General features: G+C 61.6%; 21 protein-coding genes. 14 read left to right on the top strand and 7 right to left on the bottom strand.

The features are described from left to right. The first annotated feature begins 128 nt into the window (after positions 1–128). The 13 genes from AC0J6G_RS01385 to AC0J6G_RS01325 all read left to right on the top strand — a co-directional run bounded on the left by AC0J6G_RS01385 (position 129) and on the right by AC0J6G_RS01325 (position 13,780). Positions 129–1,049, top strand: a complete 921-nt coding sequence (locus tag AC0J6G_RS01385) for a LysR family transcriptional regulator (protein WP_475250626.1) — start codon at positions 129–131, stop codon at positions 1,047–1,049. A 285-nt stretch (positions 1,050–1,334) separates the two neighbouring features. Then, positions 1,335–2,123 carry an outer membrane protein OmpK gene (locus AC0J6G_RS01380; RefSeq protein WP_475250625.1) on the top strand — a complete coding sequence of 263 codons (789 nt, stop codon included), beginning with the start codon at positions 1,335–1,337 and terminating at the stop codon, positions 2,121–2,123. A gap of 42 nt (positions 2,124–2,165) precedes the next feature. Next, entirely contained in the window at positions 2,166–3,224 is a 1,059-nt protein-coding gene (locus AC0J6G_RS01375; protein WP_475250624.1) for an ABC transporter substrate-binding protein, read from the top strand. Between the two features lie 68 nt (positions 3,225–3,292). Then, positions 3,293–4,072, top strand: a complete 780-nt coding sequence (locus tag AC0J6G_RS01370) for an ABC transporter ATP-binding protein (protein ID WP_475250623.1) — start codon at positions 3,293–3,295, stop codon at positions 4,070–4,072. A gap of 28 nt (positions 4,073–4,100) precedes the next feature. After that, positions 4,101–4,874 carry an ABC transporter permease gene (locus AC0J6G_RS01365; RefSeq protein WP_475250622.1) on the top strand — a complete coding sequence of 258 codons (774 nt, stop codon included), beginning with the start codon at positions 4,101–4,103 and terminating at the stop codon, positions 4,872–4,874. Between the two features lie 224 nt (positions 4,875–5,098). Next, positions 5,099–5,764, top strand: coding sequence for a TetR/AcrR family transcriptional regulator (locus tag AC0J6G_RS01360; RefSeq protein WP_475250621.1), 666 nt, complete (start codon positions 5,099–5,101; stop codon positions 5,762–5,764). Positions 5,765–5,777: 13 nt separating this feature from the next. After that, positions 5,778–6,362, top strand: coding sequence for an IMPACT family protein (locus tag AC0J6G_RS01355; protein WP_475250620.1), 585 nt, complete (start codon positions 5,778–5,780; stop codon positions 6,360–6,362). Between the two features lie 257 nt (positions 6,363–6,619). Beyond that, positions 6,620–8,200 (top strand): ABC transporter ATP-binding protein, encoded by a 1,581-nt coding sequence (locus AC0J6G_RS01350; protein WP_475253554.1) that lies wholly within the window; start codon positions 6,620–6,622, stop codon positions 8,198–8,200. Between the two features lie 11 nt (positions 8,201–8,211). Further along, on the top strand, positions 8,212–9,309 hold the full coding sequence (locus AC0J6G_RS01345) for an ABC transporter permease (RefSeq protein ID WP_090255392.1): 1,098 nt from the start codon (positions 8,212–8,214) through the stop codon (positions 9,307–9,309). A 23-nt stretch (positions 9,310–9,332) separates the two neighbouring features. Beyond that, positions 9,333–10,259, top strand: coding sequence for an ABC transporter permease (locus AC0J6G_RS01340; RefSeq protein ID WP_475250619.1), 927 nt, complete (start codon positions 9,333–9,335; stop codon positions 10,257–10,259). A 197-nt stretch (positions 10,260–10,456) separates the two neighbouring features. Further along, a complete protein-coding gene (locus AC0J6G_RS01335; RefSeq protein WP_475250618.1) occupies positions 10,457–11,539 on the top strand; it encodes a BMP family ABC transporter substrate-binding protein in 1,083 nt (360 codons plus the stop codon). 131 nt (positions 11,540–11,670) lie between these two features. Next, the gene (locus AC0J6G_RS01330; protein WP_475250617.1) at positions 11,671–12,636 is read left to right on the top strand and encodes a 2-oxoglutarate and iron-dependent oxygenase domain-containing protein; all 966 of its coding nucleotides are present in this window, start codon (positions 11,671–11,673) and stop codon (positions 12,634–12,636) included. 196 nt (positions 12,637–12,832) lie between these two features. Continuing rightward, positions 12,833–13,780 carry an adenosine deaminase gene (locus AC0J6G_RS01325; protein WP_475250616.1) on the top strand — a complete coding sequence of 316 codons (948 nt, stop codon included), beginning with the start codon at positions 12,833–12,835 and terminating at the stop codon, positions 13,778–13,780. Between the two features lie 79 nt (positions 13,781–13,859). Here AC0J6G_RS01325 and AC0J6G_RS01320 read toward each other — a convergent pair whose 3' ends face one another. The 7 genes from AC0J6G_RS01320 to AC0J6G_RS01290 form a co-directional block, all read right to left on the bottom strand. Beyond that, a complete protein-coding gene (locus AC0J6G_RS01320) occupies positions 13,860–14,393 on the bottom strand; it encodes a cytochrome b/b6 domain-containing protein (protein ID WP_475250615.1) in 534 nt (177 codons plus the stop codon). Then, the gene (locus AC0J6G_RS01315; protein ID WP_475250614.1) at positions 14,393–14,659 is read right to left on the bottom strand and encodes a PepSY domain-containing protein; all 267 of its coding nucleotides are present in this window, start codon (positions 14,657–14,659) and stop codon (positions 14,393–14,395) included. Before AC0J6G_RS01315 ends, AC0J6G_RS01320 begins: the two co-directional genes overlap by 1 nt. A gap of 193 nt (positions 14,660–14,852) precedes the next feature. Then, positions 14,853–16,964 (bottom strand): TonB-dependent copper receptor, encoded by a 2,112-nt coding sequence (locus tag AC0J6G_RS01310; protein ID WP_475250613.1) that lies wholly within the window; start codon positions 16,962–16,964, stop codon positions 14,853–14,855. An 82-nt stretch (positions 16,965–17,046) separates the two neighbouring features. Further along, positions 17,047–17,421: a DUF2946 domain-containing protein gene (locus tag AC0J6G_RS01305; protein ID WP_475250612.1), complete on the bottom strand. Its 375-nt coding sequence runs from the start codon at positions 17,419–17,421 to the stop codon at positions 17,047–17,049. Between the two features lie 103 nt (positions 17,422–17,524). Continuing rightward, positions 17,525–18,007 (bottom strand): copper chaperone PCu(A)C, encoded by a 483-nt coding sequence (locus AC0J6G_RS01300; RefSeq protein ID WP_475250611.1) that lies wholly within the window; start codon positions 18,005–18,007, stop codon positions 17,525–17,527. Positions 18,008–18,097: 90 nt separating this feature from the next. Next, the gene (locus AC0J6G_RS01295) at positions 18,098–19,471 is read right to left on the bottom strand and encodes a PepSY-associated TM helix domain-containing protein (protein ID WP_475250610.1); all 1,374 of its coding nucleotides are present in this window, start codon (positions 19,469–19,471) and stop codon (positions 18,098–18,100) included. A 90-nt stretch (positions 19,472–19,561) separates the two neighbouring features. Beyond that, positions 19,562–19,948 carry a DUF2946 domain-containing protein gene (locus tag AC0J6G_RS01290; RefSeq protein ID WP_475250609.1) on the bottom strand — a complete coding sequence of 129 codons (387 nt, stop codon included), beginning with the start codon at positions 19,946–19,948 and terminating at the stop codon, positions 19,562–19,564. 299 nt (positions 19,949–20,247) lie between these two features. Between AC0J6G_RS01290 and gltS the strand changes: the two genes are divergently transcribed. Beyond that, positions 20,248–21,444 carry a sodium/glutamate symporter gene (gene gltS / locus AC0J6G_RS01285; protein WP_475250608.1) on the top strand — a complete coding sequence of 399 codons (1,197 nt, stop codon included), beginning with the start codon at positions 20,248–20,250 and terminating at the stop codon, positions 21,442–21,444. Positions 21,445–21,446 lie beyond the last annotated feature (2 nt).

The raw sequence follows: 21,446 nt of genomic DNA, 5'->3' as shown, positions 1-21,446 counted from the left end.
GGGCTTAGAAAAAAGCGAATCTGTTGCCAGTAAAGGTGCCACGCGCTTACAGTCGTGAAAACCCGACTCTTCTTATCTTTAGTTCAGCCATCACTAAACTAAGACCTTCACATAATGAGCAGCCCAACATGAGCACTCGCCGCCCCGACCCACTAGCCCAAGTCAGCGACTTTGATATCCGCCTGCTCAAGCTGTTTCGCAGCGTGGTGGAGTGCGGCGGCTTCTCCGCGGCGGAAAGCGCGCTAGGCATTGGCCGCTCGGCCATCAGCCAGCAAATGAGCGACCTGGAGCAACGCCTCGGCCTGCGCTTGTGCCAACGTGGCCGCGCTGGCTTTGCCCTGACCGAAGAAGGCCGCGAGGTGTACCAGAGCACCCAGCAATTGCTGGCGGCGCTGGAGAGCTTTCGCACCGAGGTTAACGGCCTGCACCAGCACCTGCGCGGCGAGCTGAATATCGGTCTGACCGATAACCTGGTGACGGTGCCGCATATGCGCATCACCAACGCCCTGGCTCAATTAAAGACGCAGGGGCCGGATGTGCGCATTCATATCCGCATGACGCCACCGAGTGAGGTTGAACAAGGCGTACTCGACGGCCGCTTGCACATCGGCGTGGTGCCGCAGGTGGGCGCGCTGTCTGGCCTGGAATACCAAACGCTGTACGACGAGCGCTCGCTGCTCTACTGCGCGGTTGGCCACCCGTTGTTTTATGTGGATGACCGGCTGCTTGAGGACGAGCGCCTGGATGCTCAAGAAGCCATTGCTCCGACCTTCCGCCTGCCACCCGAGGTGCAAAACCATTATCAGGTGCTCAATTGCACCGCCAGCGCCTCCGACCGTGAAGGCATGGCGTTTCTGATTCTCACCGGGCGCTACATCGGCTACCTGCCCGACCACTACGCTCAGGCCTGGGTGCAGCAGGGCCGCCTGCGTGTGCTCAAGCCCAATAGCCGCTTCTACGACATCAGCCTGGCCTCGGTGACGCGCAAAGGTCGCCGCCCGCATCTGGTGCTGGAGAGTTTTCTCGACGCGCTGGCGAGCTGCAGCTAGCGCCTCACTGCCATCACAGGTGCCTCGTATCGGTGCAGCAAGCACCAGTTCGAGGCTGACCAGCTGAAAACCCAGCGGACACACAACACCAGCGCCACGTTGGTGTCGACGCGTTAAGCCGCGGCGCCCTACCTGATCACACAAGGCTTGCACGGAGCTGCAGCCACCCTTGGCATGCATTTTTTCTGAACAAACTGATCAGTTGGACAAGAAATTGCACTAGGCAATTTAACTGTCCGGTCAGACAGGAAAACCAAAAGAAAAAATGCCACCCAAGGAGCGCACATGTATCGCAAGGTCTCTCCCCTGCTGCTCGCCAGCACCCTGTTATTCACCGCCCACGCGCAGGCCGACAGCCCGCTGCTGTGGCAAAACAACAGCCTGACTTATCTCTACGGTAAGAACTTCAAGGTTGAACAGCCGATCCAGCAAACGGTGACCTTCGAGCACGCCAGCGGCTGGGCCTGGGGCGACGTTTTCCTCTTCGTCGACAACAAGTGGTTCAACGGTGCCAGCGGTAATGCCGGGCATACCTACTACGGCGAATTCAGCCCGCGCCTGTCGCTGGGCAAGATCACCGGCAGCAACCTGTCGTTTGGGCCAATCAAAGACGTGCTTATCGCCGCCACCTATGAGCGCGGCGAGAACCGCAATCGCAACTACCTGCTCGGCCCAGCGGTAGACCTCAACGTGCCTGGCTTTGATCGTTTTTCCATTAACAGCTACTACCGCAAGCCCGATGGCATCACCGGCAAACCCGACGGCCAATGGCAGATCACCCCGTCCTGGGCCATCACCATTCCGGTGGGTAAGTCAGACATTCTCATCGACGGCTACATCGACTGGGTGGTCAACGATGCGGGCTCCAAGGCCAACGGTGACTACCTGGCCAAGAACCTGCACATCAACCCGCAGATCAAGTACGACCTGGGCAAGGCGCTGGACTGGGGCGACAAGCAGGTTTACGTCGGTGTGGAGTACGACTACTGGAGCAACAAGTACGGCATCGAAGACAGCGCCAACTTCACCACCGACCAGAACACGGCCAGCGCCATGCTCAAGGTGCATTTCTAATTCAAGGAAAACGTGCCGCCCAGGCGGCGCTGGAGAATATCGATGACTGTATCCCCCCCAGCATGGCGACGCTTCACTCACCTGATCCGCCCCACCCTGCAGTGGTTTGGCGCAGTGGGCCTGGCCGGCTTGATGGCCAGCGCCCAAGCCGCCGCCCTGACGCCGATCAAATTCACCCTCGACTGGCGTTTCGAAGGCCCTTCTGCACCGTTTTTGCTGGCCGCACAAAAAGGCTACTTCGCCGCAGAAGGCTTAGACGTAAGCATCGATGCGGGCAACGGTTCCGCCGGCGCGGTAACACGCGTGGCCACGGGCGCCTATGACCTGGGCTTCGCCGACTTCAATGCCCTGATCGAATACAGCGCCAACAACCCGCAAACGCCGATTCAGGGCGTTTACATGGTGTACAACAACACGCCAGCCGCCGTATTTGCCCTGAAGTCGTCCGGTATTGCCACGCCCGCCGACCTCAAAGGCAAAACCCTGGCGGCGCCGGTGTTCGATGCAGGGCGCAAGGCCTGGCCGGCCTTTGCCAAGCACAACGGCTTGGCCAGCGATGAGGTGGTCTGGCAGAGCGTCGACCCAGCCATCCGCGAGACCATGCTGGCGCGTGGTCAGGTCGATGCCATCACCGGTTTTTACTTCACCAGCCTGCTCAACCTGGAAGCGCGCGGCATCAAGCCCGAGGACATCGTCAGCATGCCCTACCCGCAATACGGCGTAGAGCTTTACGGCAACAGCATCATCGCCAGCGAACAGCTGCTCAAGGAAAAACCCGAGCTGGTCAGAGGCTTCCTGCGCGCCTTCAACAAAGCCCTGCTGGAAACCCTGGCCGCGCCTGAGCAAGCCGTCAGCCATGTAAGCCAACAGGACCCGCTGAGCAAGCCAGACTTGGAGCTGCGCCGGCTGAAGCTGGCACTGGAAACCAACGTGGTGACCGCCGAAGTGCGCGAAATCGGCCTCGGCGCGGTCAAACCCGACCGTCTGGAGCGCGCCATCGACGAAGCAGTCAGCGCCTACGACCTGAAAACCAGACCCGCTGCCAGCAGCCTGTTCGATGCGAGCTACCTGCCGGCCGCCAGTGCACGCGCCCTGCCCTAAGCGCCCCCGCGAATGCCCCGCGCACGGCAGATGCGCGCGGGGTTTGTGCTTTTTACCCGGAATGCCCTATGAATTTCGTCAAATTTGAAAACGTCAGCCTGGCCTACAACGACGGCGGACCACTGGCCATCGAAGCGATCAGCCTTGATGTGCGCGAGAACGAGTTCGTCGCGGTCGTCGGGCCCTCCGGCTGCGGCAAATCCACCCTGATGAAGCTGGTGTCCGGCTTGCGTGAGCCCAGCGCAGGCTACGTTTACCTCGGCGGCCGTCAGGTAGGCGGCCCGCAAAAATGCATCGGCATGGCCTTCCAGGCGTCCAACCTGCTGCCGTGGCGCACCACCTTGCAGAACGTCATGCTGCCACTGGAAATCGTCGAGCCCTACCGCTCCAACCTGCGGCGCGAACGCAAAGCCTACGAGGAGCAAGCGCGCGCCCTGCTGGCCAAAGTCGGCCTGGCCGGTTACGAGGACAAGTACCCCTGGGAGCTGTCGGGTGGCATGCAGCAGCGGGCCTCGATCTGCCGCGCGCTGATCCACAAACCGCGCCTGCTGATGCTCGACGAACCCTTCGGCGCCCTCGATGCCTTCACCCGCGAAGAACTCTGGTGCCTGCTGCAAGACCTGTGGCGCAGTGAGCCGTTCACCGTAATTCTGGTCACGCATGACCTACGCGAGGCGGTGTTCCTCGCGGACACCGTGTACGTGATGAGCAAACGGCCAGGCCGAATCCTGATGCGCAGGCCCATCGACCTGGCGCGGCCGCGCGCCCTTGAGGTGACCTACACGGAAGCCTTCGCCAGTGATGTGCAGGCCCTGCGCGAGCAGATCGGCCGCATCCGCCAGTCCTGAAACCGCCACGCCCATCGCGAGAATAACCATGCTCACCGAAAAACAATTGATTCGCCTGGCACCCTGGCTGGTGGTGGTATTTCTGCTGCTGATCTGGGAAGCCATCTGCACCGGACTCCACGTGCCGGAGTACCTGTTCCCGGCCCCCACCGCCGTATGGCAAGCCGGCGTTGCGCGCTGGGACCCGATCCTGATGCACGCCACGCAAACCCTGTTCACCACGCTCGTCGGCTTCGCCATCGCCGTGGCGGTGGGGCTGTTATTAGGCATTGCGGTCGGTATGTCGCCGCTGGTTTATAAGGCGCTGTACCCGTTATTGGTCGGCTTTAACAGCATTCCCAAAGTGGCCTTTGTGCCCGTGCTGGTGGTGTGGTTTGGCATCGGCACGGTGCCGGCGATTCTTACCGCCTTTCTGATTTCCTTCTTCCCGGTGCTGGTCAACGTCGCCACCGGCCTGGCCACCCTCGAACCGGAACTGGAAGACGTGCTGCGCTCGCTCGGCGCCTCCCGCTTGGACATCCTGCGCAAGGTCGGCCTGCCGCGCGCCATGCCGTACTTCTTCGCCTCGCTGAAGGTGGCCATCACCCTGGCCTTCGTCGGTTCGGTGATCTCGGAAACCGTGGCCTCCAACCTCGGCATCGGCTACCTGATGATGGCGGCCAGCTCCTCAATGGACATGGCCCTGGTGTTCGCCGGGCTGATCGTCATCGGCGCCATGGGCGTGGTGATGTACGAGCTGTTCGCCTTCTTCGAAAAACGCCTGACCGGTTGGGCACACCGCGGCGAAAGCAGCGCACTGTAGGGCGCAGCCTTGGGGATGATCGGCTGGGACAGTCGGGAGCGCTTAACCGGCGCCGTGTGCCCAGGCCATAAAACTGTGCGGCGGCGCGCCGGTTATGCACGCGCGCAGTGCAACGCAGAACCGTGAAGTCATTGCGCGTATTTTTCTCGGCGTTACGCTTGTCACCCGGGTAGCAGTGCGTTATCAGTGCATCCGCTCCGTTCCTTGATCAGCTCGGTATTCCCATGACCTTTGAAGTCCGCGCGCACAGTGCCAACCCTTCCGACAAACCTGCAGGGCGTATTCGGCAGAAAAACGAAGAAGCCATTCTCGCCGCCGCCGAGGAGGAGTTCGCCTGCCACGGCTTCAAGGGCACCAGCATGAACACCATTGCGCAGAATGTCGGCCTGCCCAAAGCCAACCTGCACTACTACTTCACCAATAAGCTGGGGCTGTACCTGGCGGTGTTGAGCAACATCCTCGAACTGTGGGACAGCACCTTCAACAACCTCAGCGTCGACGACGACCCTGCCGACGCGATTGCCGGCTATATCCGCACAAAAATGGAGTTCTCCCGGCGTTACCCCAAGGCTTCACGCATCTTCGCTATGGAGGTCATCAGCGGCGGTGAATGCCTGTCGGCGTACTTTAACCAGGACTACCTGAGCTGGTTCCGCGGTCGCGCCGCCGTCTTCGAAGGCTGGATCGCTGCTGGCAAGATGGACCCGGTCGATCCCGTGCACCTGATTTTTCTGTTGTGGAGCAGCACCCAGCATTACGCCGACTTTGCCTCGCAAATTTGCCGCGTCACCGGCAAACCACGCCTGCGCAAACAAGACTTCAGCGCGGCCAGTGACAACCTCGTGCAGATCATCCTCAAAGGCTGTGGGCTGACCCCGCCGACTCGTTAAGGCCCTGTAGCTGATGCCCTTCACCCTGCTCGGCCCTTGCGAGTACCGCGAGGAAATTCGCAAAAGCCGCTTTATTGCCCTCGCCGCGCCGGTTGCCAGCGCGGCCGAGGCGCAGTCCTTCATCACCGCCCACAGCGACGCCAGCGCCAGCCATAACTGCTGGGCCTGGAAGGTGGGCCAGCAATACCGTTTTAGCGACGACGGCGAACCGGGCGGCACCGCTGGCCGACCGATTCTCGCTGCGATTGAAGCGCAGGAGATGGATCAGGTGGCGGTGCTGGTGATCCGCTTTTACGGCGGCATCCAGCTCGGCACCGGCGGCCTGGCCCGCGCCTACGGCGGCAGCGCCAATAAATGCCTGCAAAGCGCACCGCGCATCGAGTTGGTGGCCCGCGAGCACTACCGCTGCCATTGCCTGTTTGCCGAACTGCCGCTGTTCAAGGCGCGCCTGAACGACTTTGACTGCCTGCTGCAACACGAACACTACGATGCCACGGGTGCCGAGCTGCAGCTGGCACTCCCAGCCGCTCGGGTGGCCGAATTTCAACGGCTGCTGGCGGATATCAGCCGTGGGCGGATTGAGTTGCAGGCGCAGTAAGTCCTGTCGCGGCTTAAGCCCCTCCCACAGAGTTATGGTGCCCCATGGGAGGGGCTGGGCGGCACTCCGCTTTAGCCGCGACGGCCTTGCCCATCAGCACTGCGCCAAAACGCACCAGCCTTTAACACTGCGCACCACGCTGGAGCCTCCGCCAGGCAGGCGGTTGTGATGGACCTTACGCTAGCACGGCACAGCAGCTTTTCTGACCCACTGGCCAGCTTTTTGCTTTAGCTCGGGCAGTTGTCATTCCTGAGCCACTGCCCATGTCCAGTTCCCCTGCTATTCCTCGCTTGCAGCTGAGCGGTATCAGCAAGCGCTACCCCAGCTGCCTGGCCAATGACCGTATCGATCTGAGCATTGCGCCTGGGGAAATCCATGCGCTACTCGGCGAGAACGGTGCTGGCAAAAGCACGCTGATGAAGATCATCTACGGCGTCACCCAACCTGACAGTGGCGAGATTCGCTGGCAGGGCGAACCGCTGAAGATGCGTGACCCGGCCATGGCGCGCAGCCTTGGCGTAGGCATGGTGTTTCAGCACTTCTCGCTGTTCGAGACGCTGACCGTGGCGGAGAACATTGCCCTGGCCATGGGCACGGATGCCGGTACACCGAAACAGTTGGAACCGAAGATTCGCGAGGTGTCGCAGCGTTATGGCATGGCCCTGGAACCGGGCCGGCTGGTACACAGCCTGTCCATCGGTGAACGGCAGCGGGTGGAGATCGTCCGTTGCCTGATGCAAGACATCAAACTGCTGATTCTTGATGAACCGACCTCGGTACTGACCCCGCAGGAGGCCGATGAACTGTTTGTAACCCTGCGCCGCCTGGCCGCCGAGGGCTGCAGCATTCTGTTTATCAGCCACAAGCTTGGCGAGGTGCGCGCCTTGTGCCAGAGCGCCACGGTGCTGCGCGGCGGTAAGGTGTCGGGGCATTGCATACCGGCCGAGTGCAGCGACCTGCAGCTGGCGCGGCTGATGGTCGGTGACGCCGAAGGCCTGGAAAGCAGTTACCCGAAAGCTGACGGCGGTCTGCCGCGTTTGCGCGTGGATGATCTCAGCTGGCACAACGCCGACCCGTTCGGCTGCACCCTCAGCCAGATCCGCCTGGAGGTGCGCAGCGGCGAGATCGTTGGCATCGCCGGAGTCGCCGGCAATGGTCAGGACGAGCTGCTGGCTCTGCTCAGTGGCGAAACCCGCCTGCCGCGCAGCGAGCGCGAACGCATCAGCCTGGACACTCAACCCATCGCCGACCTGTACCCGGATGCGCGGCGCAAACTGGGCCTGGCATTTGTTCCGGCCGAACGGTTGGGCCATGGCGCGGTGCCGGACATGAGCCTGAGTGATAACGCCCTGCTCACCGCTTTCCAGCAAGGCTTGTTGAGCAAGGGCCTGATTCAGCGCGGCAAGGTGCGCGCCTTGGCCGACCAGATCATCCAGCGCTTTGCGGTCAAGACGCCGGATGCCGAGGCGCCCGCGCGCAGCCTGTCCGGCGGCAACTTGCAGAAATTTATCCTCGGCCGCGAAATCCTGCAGAACCCCAAATTGCTGGTGGCGGCACACCCGACCTGGGGCGTGGACGTCGGCGCAGCGGCAGCGATTCATCGCGCGCTGATTGCCCTGCGCGATGCCGGCGCGGCGATCCTGGTGATTTCCGAAGACCTCGATGAGCTGTTCCAGATCAGCGACCGCATTGGCGCGCTGTGCAGCGGCAAGCTCTCGTCCCTGGCCGCCACCGCAGCAACCGAAGCGGTTGAAGTCGGCCGCTGGATGGCCGGTGAATTCGCTCCACTGCCCCCTATCACAAGCACGCCGGCAGCCGCTGCTGCCAGCCTGAGCTGACGGAGTTTTCCATGCTGTTATCCCTCGAACCGCGCGGTCAGCAATCGCGCGCCATGCTCTGGTTGTCGCCACTGCTCGCCGCCGTGCTGACCCTGTGCAGCGGCGCGCTGTTGTTCGCCCTGCTCGGCCACGACCCGCTGGACACCCTGCACACCCTGCTGATCGCACCACTGGCCGACTGGTATGGCGTCTCCGAACTGCTGGTCAAGGCGCTGCCGATTCTGCTCTGCGCCCTCGGCCTGGCGGTGGCCTACCAGGCGCGTATCTGGAATATCGGCGCAGAAGGTCAACTGCTGCTCGGCGCGCTGGCCGGCAGCGCCATGGCGATCCAGATTATCGACTGGGACAGCCGCTGGGCGCTGGTCTGGGTGGTGCTCGCCGGCGTGGCAGCGGGTGCAGCCTGGGGCGGCCTCACCGCCTGGTTGCGCACGCAGTTCAATGCCAACGAAATCCTCACCAGCATCATGCTCAACTACATCGCGCTGAACCTGCTGCTGTTCTTCGTACACGGCCCGCTGAAGGACCCAGCCGGCTTCAACTTCCCCGAGTCGGCGATGTTCGGCGACGCCAGCCGCCTGCCCCTGGTCAGCGAGGATGGTCGTCTGCATGCCGGCCTGTACTTCGCCTTGCTGGCCCTGGTGGCGGTGTGGGTACTGCTGCACAAAAGCTTTCTTGGTTTTCAGATCAAGGTGCTCGGCCTCGACCGCCGCGCCGCCGGTTTTGTCGGTTTTCGTGAGAAGCGCCTGGTGTGGTTTGCCCTGCTGGTCAGCGGCGGCCTGGCCGGGTTGGCGGGTGTCGGTGAAGTGGCCGGGCCGATTGGCCAACTGGTGCCGCAGGTATCGCCGGGCTACGGCTACGCGGCGATCACCGTGGCCTTTCTCGGCCGCCTGAATCCGCTCGGCATTCTGTTCGCCAGCCTGCTGATGGCCCTGTTGTACCTGGGCGGCGAGAACGCGCAGATGACCATGAACCTGCCCCAGGCGATCACCCAACTGTTCCAAGGAATGATGCTGTTCTTCCTGCTCGCCTGCGACGTGCTGATTCTTTATCGGCCACGGCTGAAGCTGAAGTGGGCGCAGCGCACAACCAACGCCGAAGCAATGGCCTGACAACGTATCTGTAGGAATTCCCGATGGACCTCGACCTGTTAAGCAATATTTTCTACGCCATGGTGCGCACCGGTACGCCGCTGCTGCTGGTGGCGTTGGGTGAACTGATCTGTGAGAAGAGCGGCGTGCTCAACCTCGGCCAGGAAGGCATGATGCTGTTCGGCGCGGTGATCGGTTTTATCGTCGCCCTGAGTACCGGCAACCTGTGGCTCGGCGTGCTGCTGACGATGAGCGCCGGCATGCTGCTGTCGATGCTGTTCGCCGCCGTGGCCCTGGGCTTTAACGCCAATCAGGTGGCCACCGGCCTGGCGCTGACCATCTTTGGCGTTGGCCTCTCCACCTTTGTCGGCGCGGCCTGGGTCGGCAAACCGCTGGCCGGTTTCGAGCCCATTGCCATTCCGCTGCTTAGCGAGATTCCACTGATCGGGCGCATGCTGTTTGCCCAGGACATTCTGGTTTACCTGTCCTTCGCTCTGTTCGGTTTGGTGGCCTGGGTGCTGCTGAAAAGCCGCATCGGCTTGATCATCCAGGCAGTAGGTGAAAACCCCGATGCGGCCAGCGCCATGGGCCTGCCGGTGCTGCGCGTGCGCACATTGGCGGTGTTATTCGGTGGTGCCATGGCCGGCTTGGCGGGCGGTTACCTGTCGCTGGCCTATACACCGATGTGGGCGGAAAACATGACCGCTGGGCGCGGCTGGATCGCTCTGGCGCTGGTGGTATTTGCCAGCTGGCGGGTATTCCGCGCGCTGCTCGGCGCCTACCTGTTTGGCCTGGCCAGCATCATCCATCTGGTGGCACAGGGCATCGGCCTGTCGATCCCATCAAACCTGCTGGCGATGCTGCCGTATGTGGCGACCATTCTGGTGCTGGTCCTGCTGTCGCGCGACGCGATCAAGACACGCCTGTTTGCGCCTGTATCACTGGGCAAGCCGTGGCAGCCGGGACACTAAGCCTCTTCTACGCACCAGCAGGCAGCATGCTCTGACGCTTACGCACCAGCACAGAACCACCCAAGAACCCCGCCCCGGCGGGGTTCTGCGTTTTAGCGCGGTGTGGCGCGCTAATTGTCCAGTTGGTCAGCTTTTTGCAATCGAACAGGCAGCTGTTTAACAACAACGTACCCACACACATCGGAGTTCCGCCAACCATGTTCGAGAAGAGCAAAAAACCGCTGCTGCGCACCCTCGTTGCCGCCCTTGGCTTTAGCGCCACATTGGGCGCTTCCGCCGCCGATCCGTTGAAGATCGGCTTTGTTTATATCGGCCCGATTGGCGACCACGGCTGGACTTACCAGCATGAGCAGGGCCGTCAGGCAGTGATCAAACAGCTCGGCGACAAGGTCGAAACCAGCTACGTGGAAAACGTACCGGAAGGTGCCGACGCCGAGCGGGTGATCCGTAACATGGCCAAGGGCGGCTATGACCTGATCTTCACCACCTCGTTCGGCTATATGAACCCGACGCTGAAAGTGGCCAAACAATTCCCCAAGCTGACCTTCGAACACGCCACCGGCTACAAGCAGGACAAGAACCTCGGCACCTACCTGTCGCGCTCGTATGAGGGTCGCTATGTCGGCGGCTTCCTCGCAGCGAAGATGACCAAGACCAAAAAAATCGGCTACGTCGCCTCCTTCCCGATCCCAGAAGTAATCCGCGATATCAACGCCATCCAGCTGGCGCTGGACAAGTACAACCCCGGCACCGAAATCAAGGTGGTATGGGTCAACTCCTGGTTCGATCCGGGCAAGGAATCCGATGCCGCCAACGCACTGATCGACCAGGGCGTCGACGTGGTGTTCCAGCACACCGACAGCCCAGCACCGATCCAGACCGCCGAGCGTCGTGGCGTCTACTCCGTGGGCTACGCCTCGGACATGGCGCACTTCGGGCCGAAAGCCGTGCTCACCTCGATCGTCAACGACTGGGGCCCGCACTACGTTAAATCCACACAGGCCGTGATCGACGGTACCTGGAAATCCGAAGATTTCTGGGGCGGTCTGACCGAAGACACCATTCGCCTGCCAATCAGCGACCTGGTGCCGGCCGAGGTGAAAACCGAGGCCGAGCAGATCATCGCCGACATCAAGAGCGGCGCCTTCCACCCTTTCACTGGCCCGATCAAGGACCAGAGCGGCGTAGAAAAAATCCCGGCCGGCGTCGCCGCCACCAACGCCGAACTGGCCTCGATGAACTACTACGTGGAAAACGTAAAGGCTGAACTGCCGAAGTAAGTCATAACCCAGATGCCGTCCCTGCCTCACTGGCAGAACCGCATCAAAAGGACGATGCCTTAACGGGCATCGTCCTTTTTCGCTGCCCTGGGTACGAGAAGACTCGCAGCATGCCCCCACCCGGAGCCTCTATGAACACCCTACCGATTATCGACATCGCCCCGTTGTACAGCGACGACCAAGCTGCCTGGCCCGCCGTGGCTGAGCAGATTGACCGCGCCTGCCGCGAGTGGGGATTCTTCTACATCACCGGCCACCCGATCAGCCCGGCGCGTATCGCCGAATTGCTGAGCGCCGCCAGGACCTTCTTCGCCCTGCCGGCTGCAGAAAAGCTCAAGATCGACATCACCCAGACCGCCCATCACCGAGGCTACGGCGCGATTGCCACCGAGCAGCTGGACCCGAGCAAACCGAGCGACCTCAAGGAAACCTTCGATATGGGTTTCCACATGGACCTCAATCATCCCGAGGTGCTGGCCGGCAAGCCGCTGCGCGGGGCCAATCGCCACCCAGATCTACCTGGCTGGGCCGCCCTGATGGAACAGCACTACGCCGATATGCAGGCGCTGGCGCAAACCCTGTTGCGCGCCATGACCCTTGCGCTGGATATCGACCGCGACTTTTTCGACACGCGTTTTCATGAGCCGATCAGCGTGCTGCGGATGATCCACTACCCGCAGCGCCACACCGCCAGCAGCGCCGAACAGCAGGGCGCAGGCGCGCACACCGATTACGGCTGCATCACCCTGCTCTATCAGGACAACGCCGGCGGCCTGCAAGTGCGCAACCGTGACGGTGAGTGGATCGACGCCCCGCCGATTGCCGGCAGCTTTGTGGTGAACATCGGCGACATGCTCGCGCGCTGGAGCAACGACCGCTACACCTCAACCCCGCACCGAGTGATCAGCCCGCTGGGGGTTGACCGCTACTCCATGCCGTTCTTCGCCGAACCGCACCCGGACACCGAGATCAGCTGCCTGCCCAACTGCTCGGACGCCGCCCATCCGCCTAAGTATCCGAGCGTGACCAGCGCCGAGTACCTGCTGTCACGCTTTGCTGATACCTATGCGTATCGGCGAGACGAACAGGCGGGATGACCGCCTGTAGCCTGTAGGGTGGATGGCGCTGTTTTCATCCACCACCTGCGGCACCATGAAGACCGCTTGGTGGACATAAAAAGCGATGTCCACCCTACATAGCCCCCCACATCGTCAACGACCCGTACCGATTCGGCGAAATCCTGTCCTAACGGTTAAACTTGGCCGCAACCACGCCTGATAACGAGATCCGACCATGTACGACTGGCTCAATGCCCTGCCCAAGGCCGAACTGCACCTGCACATTGAGGGGTCGCTGGAGCCTGAGCTGCTGTTTGCCCTGGCCGAGCGCAACAAGATCACCCTGCCCTGGAACGACGTTGAAGCGCTGCGCAGTGCCTATGCCTTCAACAACCTGCAGGAGTTTCTCGACCTGTATTACGCCGGCGCCGATGTACTGCGCACCGAGCAGGACTTCTACGACCTGACCTGGGCCTACCTGCAAAAGTGCAAGGCGCAGAACGTCATCCACACCGAGCCGTTCTTCGACCCGCAGACCCACACCGACCGGGGCATTCCCTTTGAAGTGGTACTGCGCGGGATCAAGCAGGCGCTGGTCGATGGCGAGAAGCAGTTGGGCATCAGCCACGGCTTGATCCTGAGTTTTCTGCGCCACCTGTCCGAAGAAGAAGCCTTCAAAACCCTGGAGCAGGCCAGGCCATTCCGCGATGCGTTTATCGCCGTCGGTTTGGACAGCTCGGAGATGGGCCACCCGCCGAGCAAGTTCCAGCGCGTGTTCGACAAGGCGCGCAGTGAGGGCTACCTGACCGTCGCCCACGCCGGTGAGGAAGGTCCGCCCGAGTACATCTGGGAAGCGCTGGACCTGCTGAAAATCGAGCGTATTGACCATGGCGTGCGCGCCATCGAAGACGAGCGCCTGATGCAGCGCATCATTGATGAACAGATCCCACTGACCGTTTGCCCGCTGTCCAATACCAAGCTCTGCGTGTTCGACGACATGCGCCAGCACAACATCCTGCAGATGCTCGAACGCGGGGTGAAGGTGACGGTAAACTCGGACGACCCGGCCTACTTCGGCGGCTACGTCACCGAGAACTTTGCCGCCCTGCATGACAGTCTGGGCATGACCCAGGAGCAGGCCAAGCGCCTGGCGCAGAACAGCCTGGATGCAAGGCTGGTTTGAACAAAATCATCGCGGCTAAAGCCCCTCCCACAGAGTTAAACGTCACGTGGGAGGGGCTTTAGCCGCGACAGATAAAAACTCAGTGATCCAGCTTGCGCCGCTTGCCGGTGACCATCGACAGCGGCAGGTTTTCCTTCAGCCGGTAGCTTTCAAACAACGCCGCCGCGATGTGCAGGCCCACCAAGGCCATCAACGCATCGGCGCAGAATTCATGAATTGCTAACGGCAGATCTGCACCCCAGAAGTAATCGACCTCCTCCATCAGAAAGCCGGTCACACCCAGGCCGAGCATCAACAGCATCATGCCGATCATCACCAAGCCGCCCAGCGGGGAATGCCCCATGCGGTGGTAATCACGCCCGCTGAGCAAGGCCCGCAGGTGTTCGGCCAGGCGCGCCCGGGTGGGCCAAAAGTCCGCCCAGCGCGCTGCCGGTGTACCGATAAAACCCCACACCAGGCGGATCGCCAACCAGGCCACGGCGTAATAACCGAACCAGCGGTGCCAGTTCTCGCCCTCTTCGGTGAAGAAGTAATTGGCCAGAAAAGCGCCTGCCAAGGACCAGTGGAACAGCCTGATCAGCGGGTCCCACAGGCGTGCGGTGGCGGTGTTCATCAGTCTTCGACGCCGCCTTTAATGGCCTTGCCGCTGACTGGATCGAAGTATATTTCGACCTTCTGACCCTCCTTGTTAAAACCGTAGATTTCGTAGCAGTTGCCGCTGGTGACTTTGAATTTTTTGATCGCGTAACCCTGGGCTTTGAGGTCGGCCTGAAATTTGTCCTGATCCTGCCACTGCGCCTTGTCGGCGGTGGTGCACTCGGTGGCGGCGAAGGTCAGCGGGCTGGCCAAAGCCAGAGACAGCAGAAGTAATTTGCGCATGAGGTGTTCCTTACAAGTGAGTTGATGTCTGCAGGTACACAGTGCTCGGTGAAGCTTAAAACCTGCTTAAGCCCCGCAAATCTCTTCCCCGGCACAGAAAAAACCGCACGGGCCAGGCTGTGCAGAACAGAGCGACCCGTGCGGTTACAGACAGCACAGCGCCGCTCACTGCGGAGCGGCGCCTAATGGCAGATCAGAAGCTGAAGTCGACTTTGGTCCACAGCGTTCGACCCGGCTCATTGAAGGCTTGCGGGTCATCCGCAGAAAAACCGAACCCGGCATTACCGGCCAGGTTCAGGTGCTCGCTGTACGCCTTATCGAACAGGTTATCCACGCCGGCGCTGAGCTTGACCTCGGGCGTTAGGCGGTAGGCGGTATTGAGCGAGAACACGGCAAACCCACTGCTTTTATCGAAGTCTTTGCCGACCACGTTACCCTTGCCCTCATCCACCCGGTTCTGCGCCGCGACCACACGCCATAGCGCGCCAGCGCTCCAATCACTGCGCTCATAAGCCAAACCAAAACGTGCTTCCAGCGGCGGCGTTTGCCCCAGCGGGCGATCATCGGAGCTGTTCTTGCCCCAGGCATAGGCCAGGCTGGCATCGGTTTTCCAGTTGCTGTCCAGGCGATAGCTCAGGCCCAGCTCGCCGCCCATGATGCGCGCGTCGATATTGCTGGCTTGCGAACGCACATGCCCCGGCATCATCCCAGGGCCGTAGCTAAACAGGATGTAATCACGCACCTGGCCAGCGTAGGCGGAAGCCCAGGCTTCGAGTTTTGCACTGCGGTAGTTGATGCCGATATCCAGCTGGGTGGTTTTCTCCGGTTCCAGGCTTTCCATCGGCTGCACAAAACCAATAGGGCCGGGGCTGGCGGAGAACAACTCCCAATAATCGGGGAAGCGCTGGGTATGGCCGAGGCCGGCATACCAGGTGGCCGGCAGGCGCTGCAGGTCCTGCTCGTAACGCACAAAGCCACTGGGCAGGGTCTCGCTGCGGGTTTCATCGGCCGTGGGGTTGGCGCGCAGGGTCATGCCGCTGCCGAGGGTTTGCCGGTAATCCTTGACCGAGGCGCGGTCCAGGCGTGCGCCAGTAACCCAGCGCTCACGCTCACTGACCTGCCAGGTCAATTCGCCAAACAGCCCGTAGTTGTGGAACTCGGCGTCTTTGTCCCAGCGCAATTGGTCGTAGTCGGTGTAGGTCTGGGTCATCATGTTGAAGCTGGAGGCGCGCTTGCGATGCTCGTTGCGCTGCGCGTCGACGCCGGCCTTGAGTTCGACCGCTTGCCAGTCCCACGTGCCCACCACGCGACCACCCAAGGTGCGGCGGTCAACGTTACTGGCCATGGGGTTGCGCATCATCGCCATAACGTCCTGCGGGTTGGGGCTGCGCAGGCTGAAGTTTTCCATCACGTGGTCGGCATAGTTGTAATACACCTGCCCTTCCAGGCCTTGGAACACCTCACCGAGGTTTTCCAGGCGCACACGCAGGCCGAGGCTCTCACGCAAGAACTGGCTGCCATCCATACCGCGCCCAGCATAGCGGGCCTCGCCATCGCCACGACCGGCACTAAGTTCGATCAAGGTGTCGTCATTCGGCGTCCAACCGAGCAGCACGTCACTGTTCCACTTCTGCCAACGCGAGGGCACGGTGTCGCCATTACCGTCCTGGTAATCATCGGCCTGGGCGCTGTTGCCGAGCACGCGGACATAGCCCTGACTGCCCCCCGCTGTGGCATCCAAACGACGATCAAAACGGCCATTGGAGCCGGCTAATACGCTGCCATCGACACGCCCGCCGAGAGTTTCAAAGCGCGGCGTGTCACGCTCAAAGAGAATCGTCGCCGCCGAGGCACCCGGGCCCCATAGCACCGATTGTGGCCCCTTGATCACCGTCAGACGGTCGAAGTTCTCCGGCGACAGGTAGGAGGTTGGCGCATCCATACGATTGGGGCAGGCACCCAGCAGCACGCCACCATCACTGAGAATGTTCAAGCGCGAGCCGAACATACCGCGAAACAACGGGTCGCCATTGGCGCCGCCACTGCGGATGGCGTTGAAGCCGGGGATGGTTTTCAGGTAATCCGCACCATCGGCGGCGGGCACCGGCTGACGAGGCTGCTTGGGGTCGGTAACCACGGTGACCGGCGACTGCTGGGCCACGCCCGTGACCACCAACGGTGGCAATTGCAGCAATGATGGCTCAGTGGTTTGCGCGGCATACGCCTGGGTGGCCAGCAGTAAACCGACACACAGTGGTGCCAAACGAAACGGTGCAGCAGTGATCAACAACGAACGAGTCGACATGTTTATTCCAAAATCGAGACAAAACCAGGGGATTGGTCAGCGCGCGTAACCGCGGTGACACACCAAACAAGGGCAGTGGCAATCAGGAATAAACAGGCGGGGCGCGACTGCGCGAACCGGGGAAAATGGCCGAGCGGGCAACACCGCTGCGCACCGGTGCAATGTGCCGATCCGCTGGCGATGTAGCCGCCAACGCCAGCGATGGGCTGGCGCAACTGGTGGCTGGGCTGTGCAGCAGCAACGTGCAATAGCCGCACTTGGCCCACAGCGCATCGTGCTCAAGTGCGCGGTCATGGCTGCCCGCGTGCTCGCCACAGGCCAGCTCGGTCAGCCAGGCCGGTTCGGCAGGCTGGCTGAGCTGTGACCCAAGTGGCCCGAAACTGAGCAACAGCATGGCCAACAAGGCCAGGCACCCTGCTCGGTATTGAGCCAGGTGGCGACGACTACAGGGCTTCACGACCACTCAACTCCCGCGCACGCATGCCGGTAACAGGGCTGAAGCGCCTGCACAGAAACCCTGTGGCACGCGCACCGCCCTGCTGCCCAAGGTGTGACAGCGCTTAATGCGCATGCCCTTTTGCAGGCGCCTGCTCAGTGGCAGGGGCTTCCTTGTGCACAGCCACTTCTACGTCCAACTGACCGGCTTTTTCAAAGGTCAGGGTCAGCGGGAAGCGCTCACCGTCTTGGGCCTGCTGCTGCAGGTTAAACAGCATCACGTGATAGCCCATGGGCTCGAACTTCACCTTACCACCAGCAGGGATGACCACCGTCTGCACCTGCTGCATCTTCATCACGCCATCAGCATGGATATGCTCATGCAGTTCGGCCTTGCCGGCGTGCGGCGTGCTGACGCTGAGCAAACGATCCGCCTCGGCGCCTTTGTTGTGCACCACGAAATAGGCCGCCGCAGTGGGTGCTACCGCCGGCATTTGCCGCGACCAGGGGTGCTCGATATGCAGCTCACCGACGTTGTAGGCATGGGCACTGGCAAACAGGCTTGGGCTCAGTAGAGCGGCAATGAGCAAGGTCTTTTTCAGCAGCATGGTATTTCTCCGGTTGTGGACTGACTGTCCATGACAAGTGGTGTAACGCGAAGCCTTGGCGCGGGCCAAGCCCACGCCGGTTATGCCCTTTCAGCCATTGGCAAGGCGCGGCCCGGCAAAGTATGAAAACAGCAACCTATCCAGCACCCAAATCAGCAGCAAAGAGCCGCCCACCAGCGGGAAGGCAGCGCCTAGCAGGCACATGATGACCACCGCAGCCTTCCAGCGCGGCAGGTTATGCCGCAGCGGTGGCACGCCAAACGTACCGCTCGGGCGGCGCAGCCACCACATCACCACACCACTGACCGCGCTGAGCAGCACCAGCAGGCAGACCGCCAGCATCAGTAGCTGATTGGCCAGGCCGAACAGCTTGCCTTCATGCAGCATGACCCCGGTTTCCACGGTTTTCGCCACCATGCCGTAATCCTGCCAGCGCACATCGGCGAGCACGGCGCCGCTGTATTGATCGATATGCAGGGTGGCATCGTTACGCGGGTCATCGGCGAACAGCGCAATGCTGTACACCCCAGTTTCACCTTTGGGCAGGGTGATGCTGTAACCCGGCTGCACGCCGCGCTCGGCAGCCGTCTCGACCACCTGTTGCAGGCTGACCTGTGGCAAGGCGCTTGGCACTGTGCTGACGCCGGGGCGGTTGTGCGCGGCATGCGGATCAGACGCCGGCAGCGGCGTGGTTTCCACCGCCCAGGCGACGGTCTGCTGGCTGCCGTTATTCAGGCTGCCGGTGAGCGTGCCGGACTGCGGCACGTCATCCCACATCGCCGCCGGAAAATGGTTCCAGGCGCCGGCAAACTGAGCGCCCCAGAAACCGGTCCAGGTCATCCCGGTGAGCAGCATAAACAGCAGCAACGCACTGCCCCAGAACCCGATGACCGCATGCACGTCACGCCACAGCAGGCGACCACGGGCATTCAGGCGTGGCCACAGCACGCCCGCTCCGGAGCGCCCGCGCGGCCACCACAGGTACAAGCCCGAGACCACCAAGACGATGCCCCAACCGGCGGCCAGCTCAATCAGCCGGTCACCCAAGGTGCCGATCATCAGGTCGCTGTGCAGCTGACGGGCGATGGCCTGCAGGTTGTTTTGCGCATCCTGGCTGCCGAGCATCTGACCGCGGTAGGGGTCAACAAATACATTCAGGCCTTGCCCGTTGGCCTCGATCACAAACTGCGCACTGCGCCCAGCCTGCACCGGCGGCAAATACTGTTTGATGCTGGCCTCGGGGTAAGCCTGGCGCACACGCGCCAGTTGTTGATCCGCACTGATGACCTGCTCGGCCACCGGCACCTGCAGTAAGTCTGCATACATCAGCTGATCAAGCTGCGGTTTGAACAGGTAAATAATCCCCGTCACCGACAGCAGAATCAGGAATGGGGCCACCACCAGCCCGGCATAAAAATGCCAACGCCAGGCCAGGTTGTAGAAAGAAGGAGCACGTTGGCTCATGAGTCAACTCCGACAGCTCACCATTAGCCTCACTGTCCGACATAACGCGCAGTGAAACGACGGAAATACCCGGGACGTAGTGCCCGGTAGCTAACGGATTGAAGGGGATGCGCGGGGGTTGGCAGAGGGCCAGAGGTAGCGGACAGGTGGGGGCGTAAAGAACGTGCCGAGCAGCGGCGCACGGCTGGCTGCCAGCAGCCCCAGCACACCGAAGAAAGCCGCGAGGATGATCGCGCTGAACAAACTGGCGAGGGCACACCCTGCCCCCGTCGCCGGGTTGGGCGCAACAACACCGGAGCCTTCCAGGTCGGCACCCGCACCGAAGTTACCGTCAAACGAGCAGTATTGGCTGCTCAACCCGCTGAGCTGTAGGCCCGCCATCTGCCCGTGACCAATACTGCAGCCGAACGCACTGAACAGAACGCTGAAGTACAGCATCCAAGCCAGTAAGCGACGGTCAGTACGGGTGATTTTCATGGGCGCGACTCTAGCATTGCTCTGAGGCGTATGTGCCATCGCCTAACTGCGATGGATTGCCGCAGCGGGCTGGCGGCAATCTTAGTGCGGCCAGGGCGTATCCGCCAGTCACGGTTGCCAGCACTCACTCCCCCGCATCCGCCCTTCTCAACCTGTATTTATTGTCTGGAAGTCCTGCACAGTGCAGGCTTAAATGAATGGCACTGATACTGCCACTGCGCACAGGCGCAAAGCCTGTAACGCCATATGAATGAATCACCGTGGCGCGGCTGCGGGTAGCCTTGTGCAAGGAGCGCGTAGTGACCTTACTCCCCGTGGAAACCCTGCTGGTTGCAGCCTTGGTGCTGCTGCTTGGGCGGGTGGTCAATCGGCTGGTGCCATGGCTGTCTAATTACAACATCCCAGACCCCATAACCGGCGGCTTGCTGTTTGCCGTTGGCATGCTCGTCATGGGTGAGTTTGCCAGCGTCAGCCTGGAGTTTGACGCCACGCTCAAGCCGGTGTTGCTGTTGGCGTTTTTTGCGGCCGTTGGTTTGTCGGCCAACCTCAGCCTGCTCAAGCAAGGCGGCAAGCGCCTGTTGCTGTTTGTGATGGTGCTGATCCCATTTCTGTTTTTGCAAAACCTCACGGGCTTGTTGATCGCCTGGGTCCTCGACATGCACCCGTTGATGGGGCTGGTCGGCGGCAGCATCACCCTGGTTGGCGGGCACGGCACGGGCGCGGCCTATGCTGAACGCTTTGCTGAGGTGAACAACATCCAGTCCATCATGGAGCTGGCCATGACCGCCGCCACCCTCGGCCTGGTAATCGGCGGTATCTGCGGTGGGCCGCTGGGGCAGTGGCTGATCAAACGGCACCAACTCGCCAACAACACAGGCCATGCGCCCTCCCAACACAGCGATATACCGGCTAATGCCGTTGAGCCGATCAATGCCGGTAATCTAATCCCGGTATTGGCGGCCGTATTAATTGCTGTGCTGGTGGGCCGATGGCTGGGTGACCTGGTCAGCGGTGCGCCAATCACCCTGCCCAGCTTTCTCTGGTGCCTGCTGGTAGGCGTGGTGATTCGTAATGCGGGCCACCTTGTGGGCTTGCGCCTGAATGATGCTGGCATTGAGATGCTGTCCAGCGTGACGCTGGCGCTGTTTCTGGCCATCACCATGATGACCCTGAACCTGGCGAGTGTGGCCAGCCTAGCCGGGCCGTTGCTGGTGATCCTGCTCGGGCAGTTGCTGCTGGTGGTGATCTATGGCGCTCTGGTGGTGTTTCGGGTGGTGGGCCGCGATTACGAGAGCGCGGTTATTTCTGCTGCATTCTGCGGTTTCGCCATGGGCGCAACGGCCACCGCCATCGCCAATATGCAGGCCATCACGCAGAAATACGGCCCCGCGACCCAGGCATTTCTCGTGGTGCCATTGGTCGGCGCATTCCTTATCGACCTGCTCAATGCCCTGGTGCTGACGGGTTACCTGTCACTGCCCTGGATAGGAGGTTGAGC

The sequence above is a fragment of the Pseudomonas sp. TS_SC_3 genome (assembly GCF_056156225.1).
The sequence above is the reverse complement of the archived record's forward strand: the minus strand, read 5'-3'. Positions and strand labels throughout refer to the sequence as shown.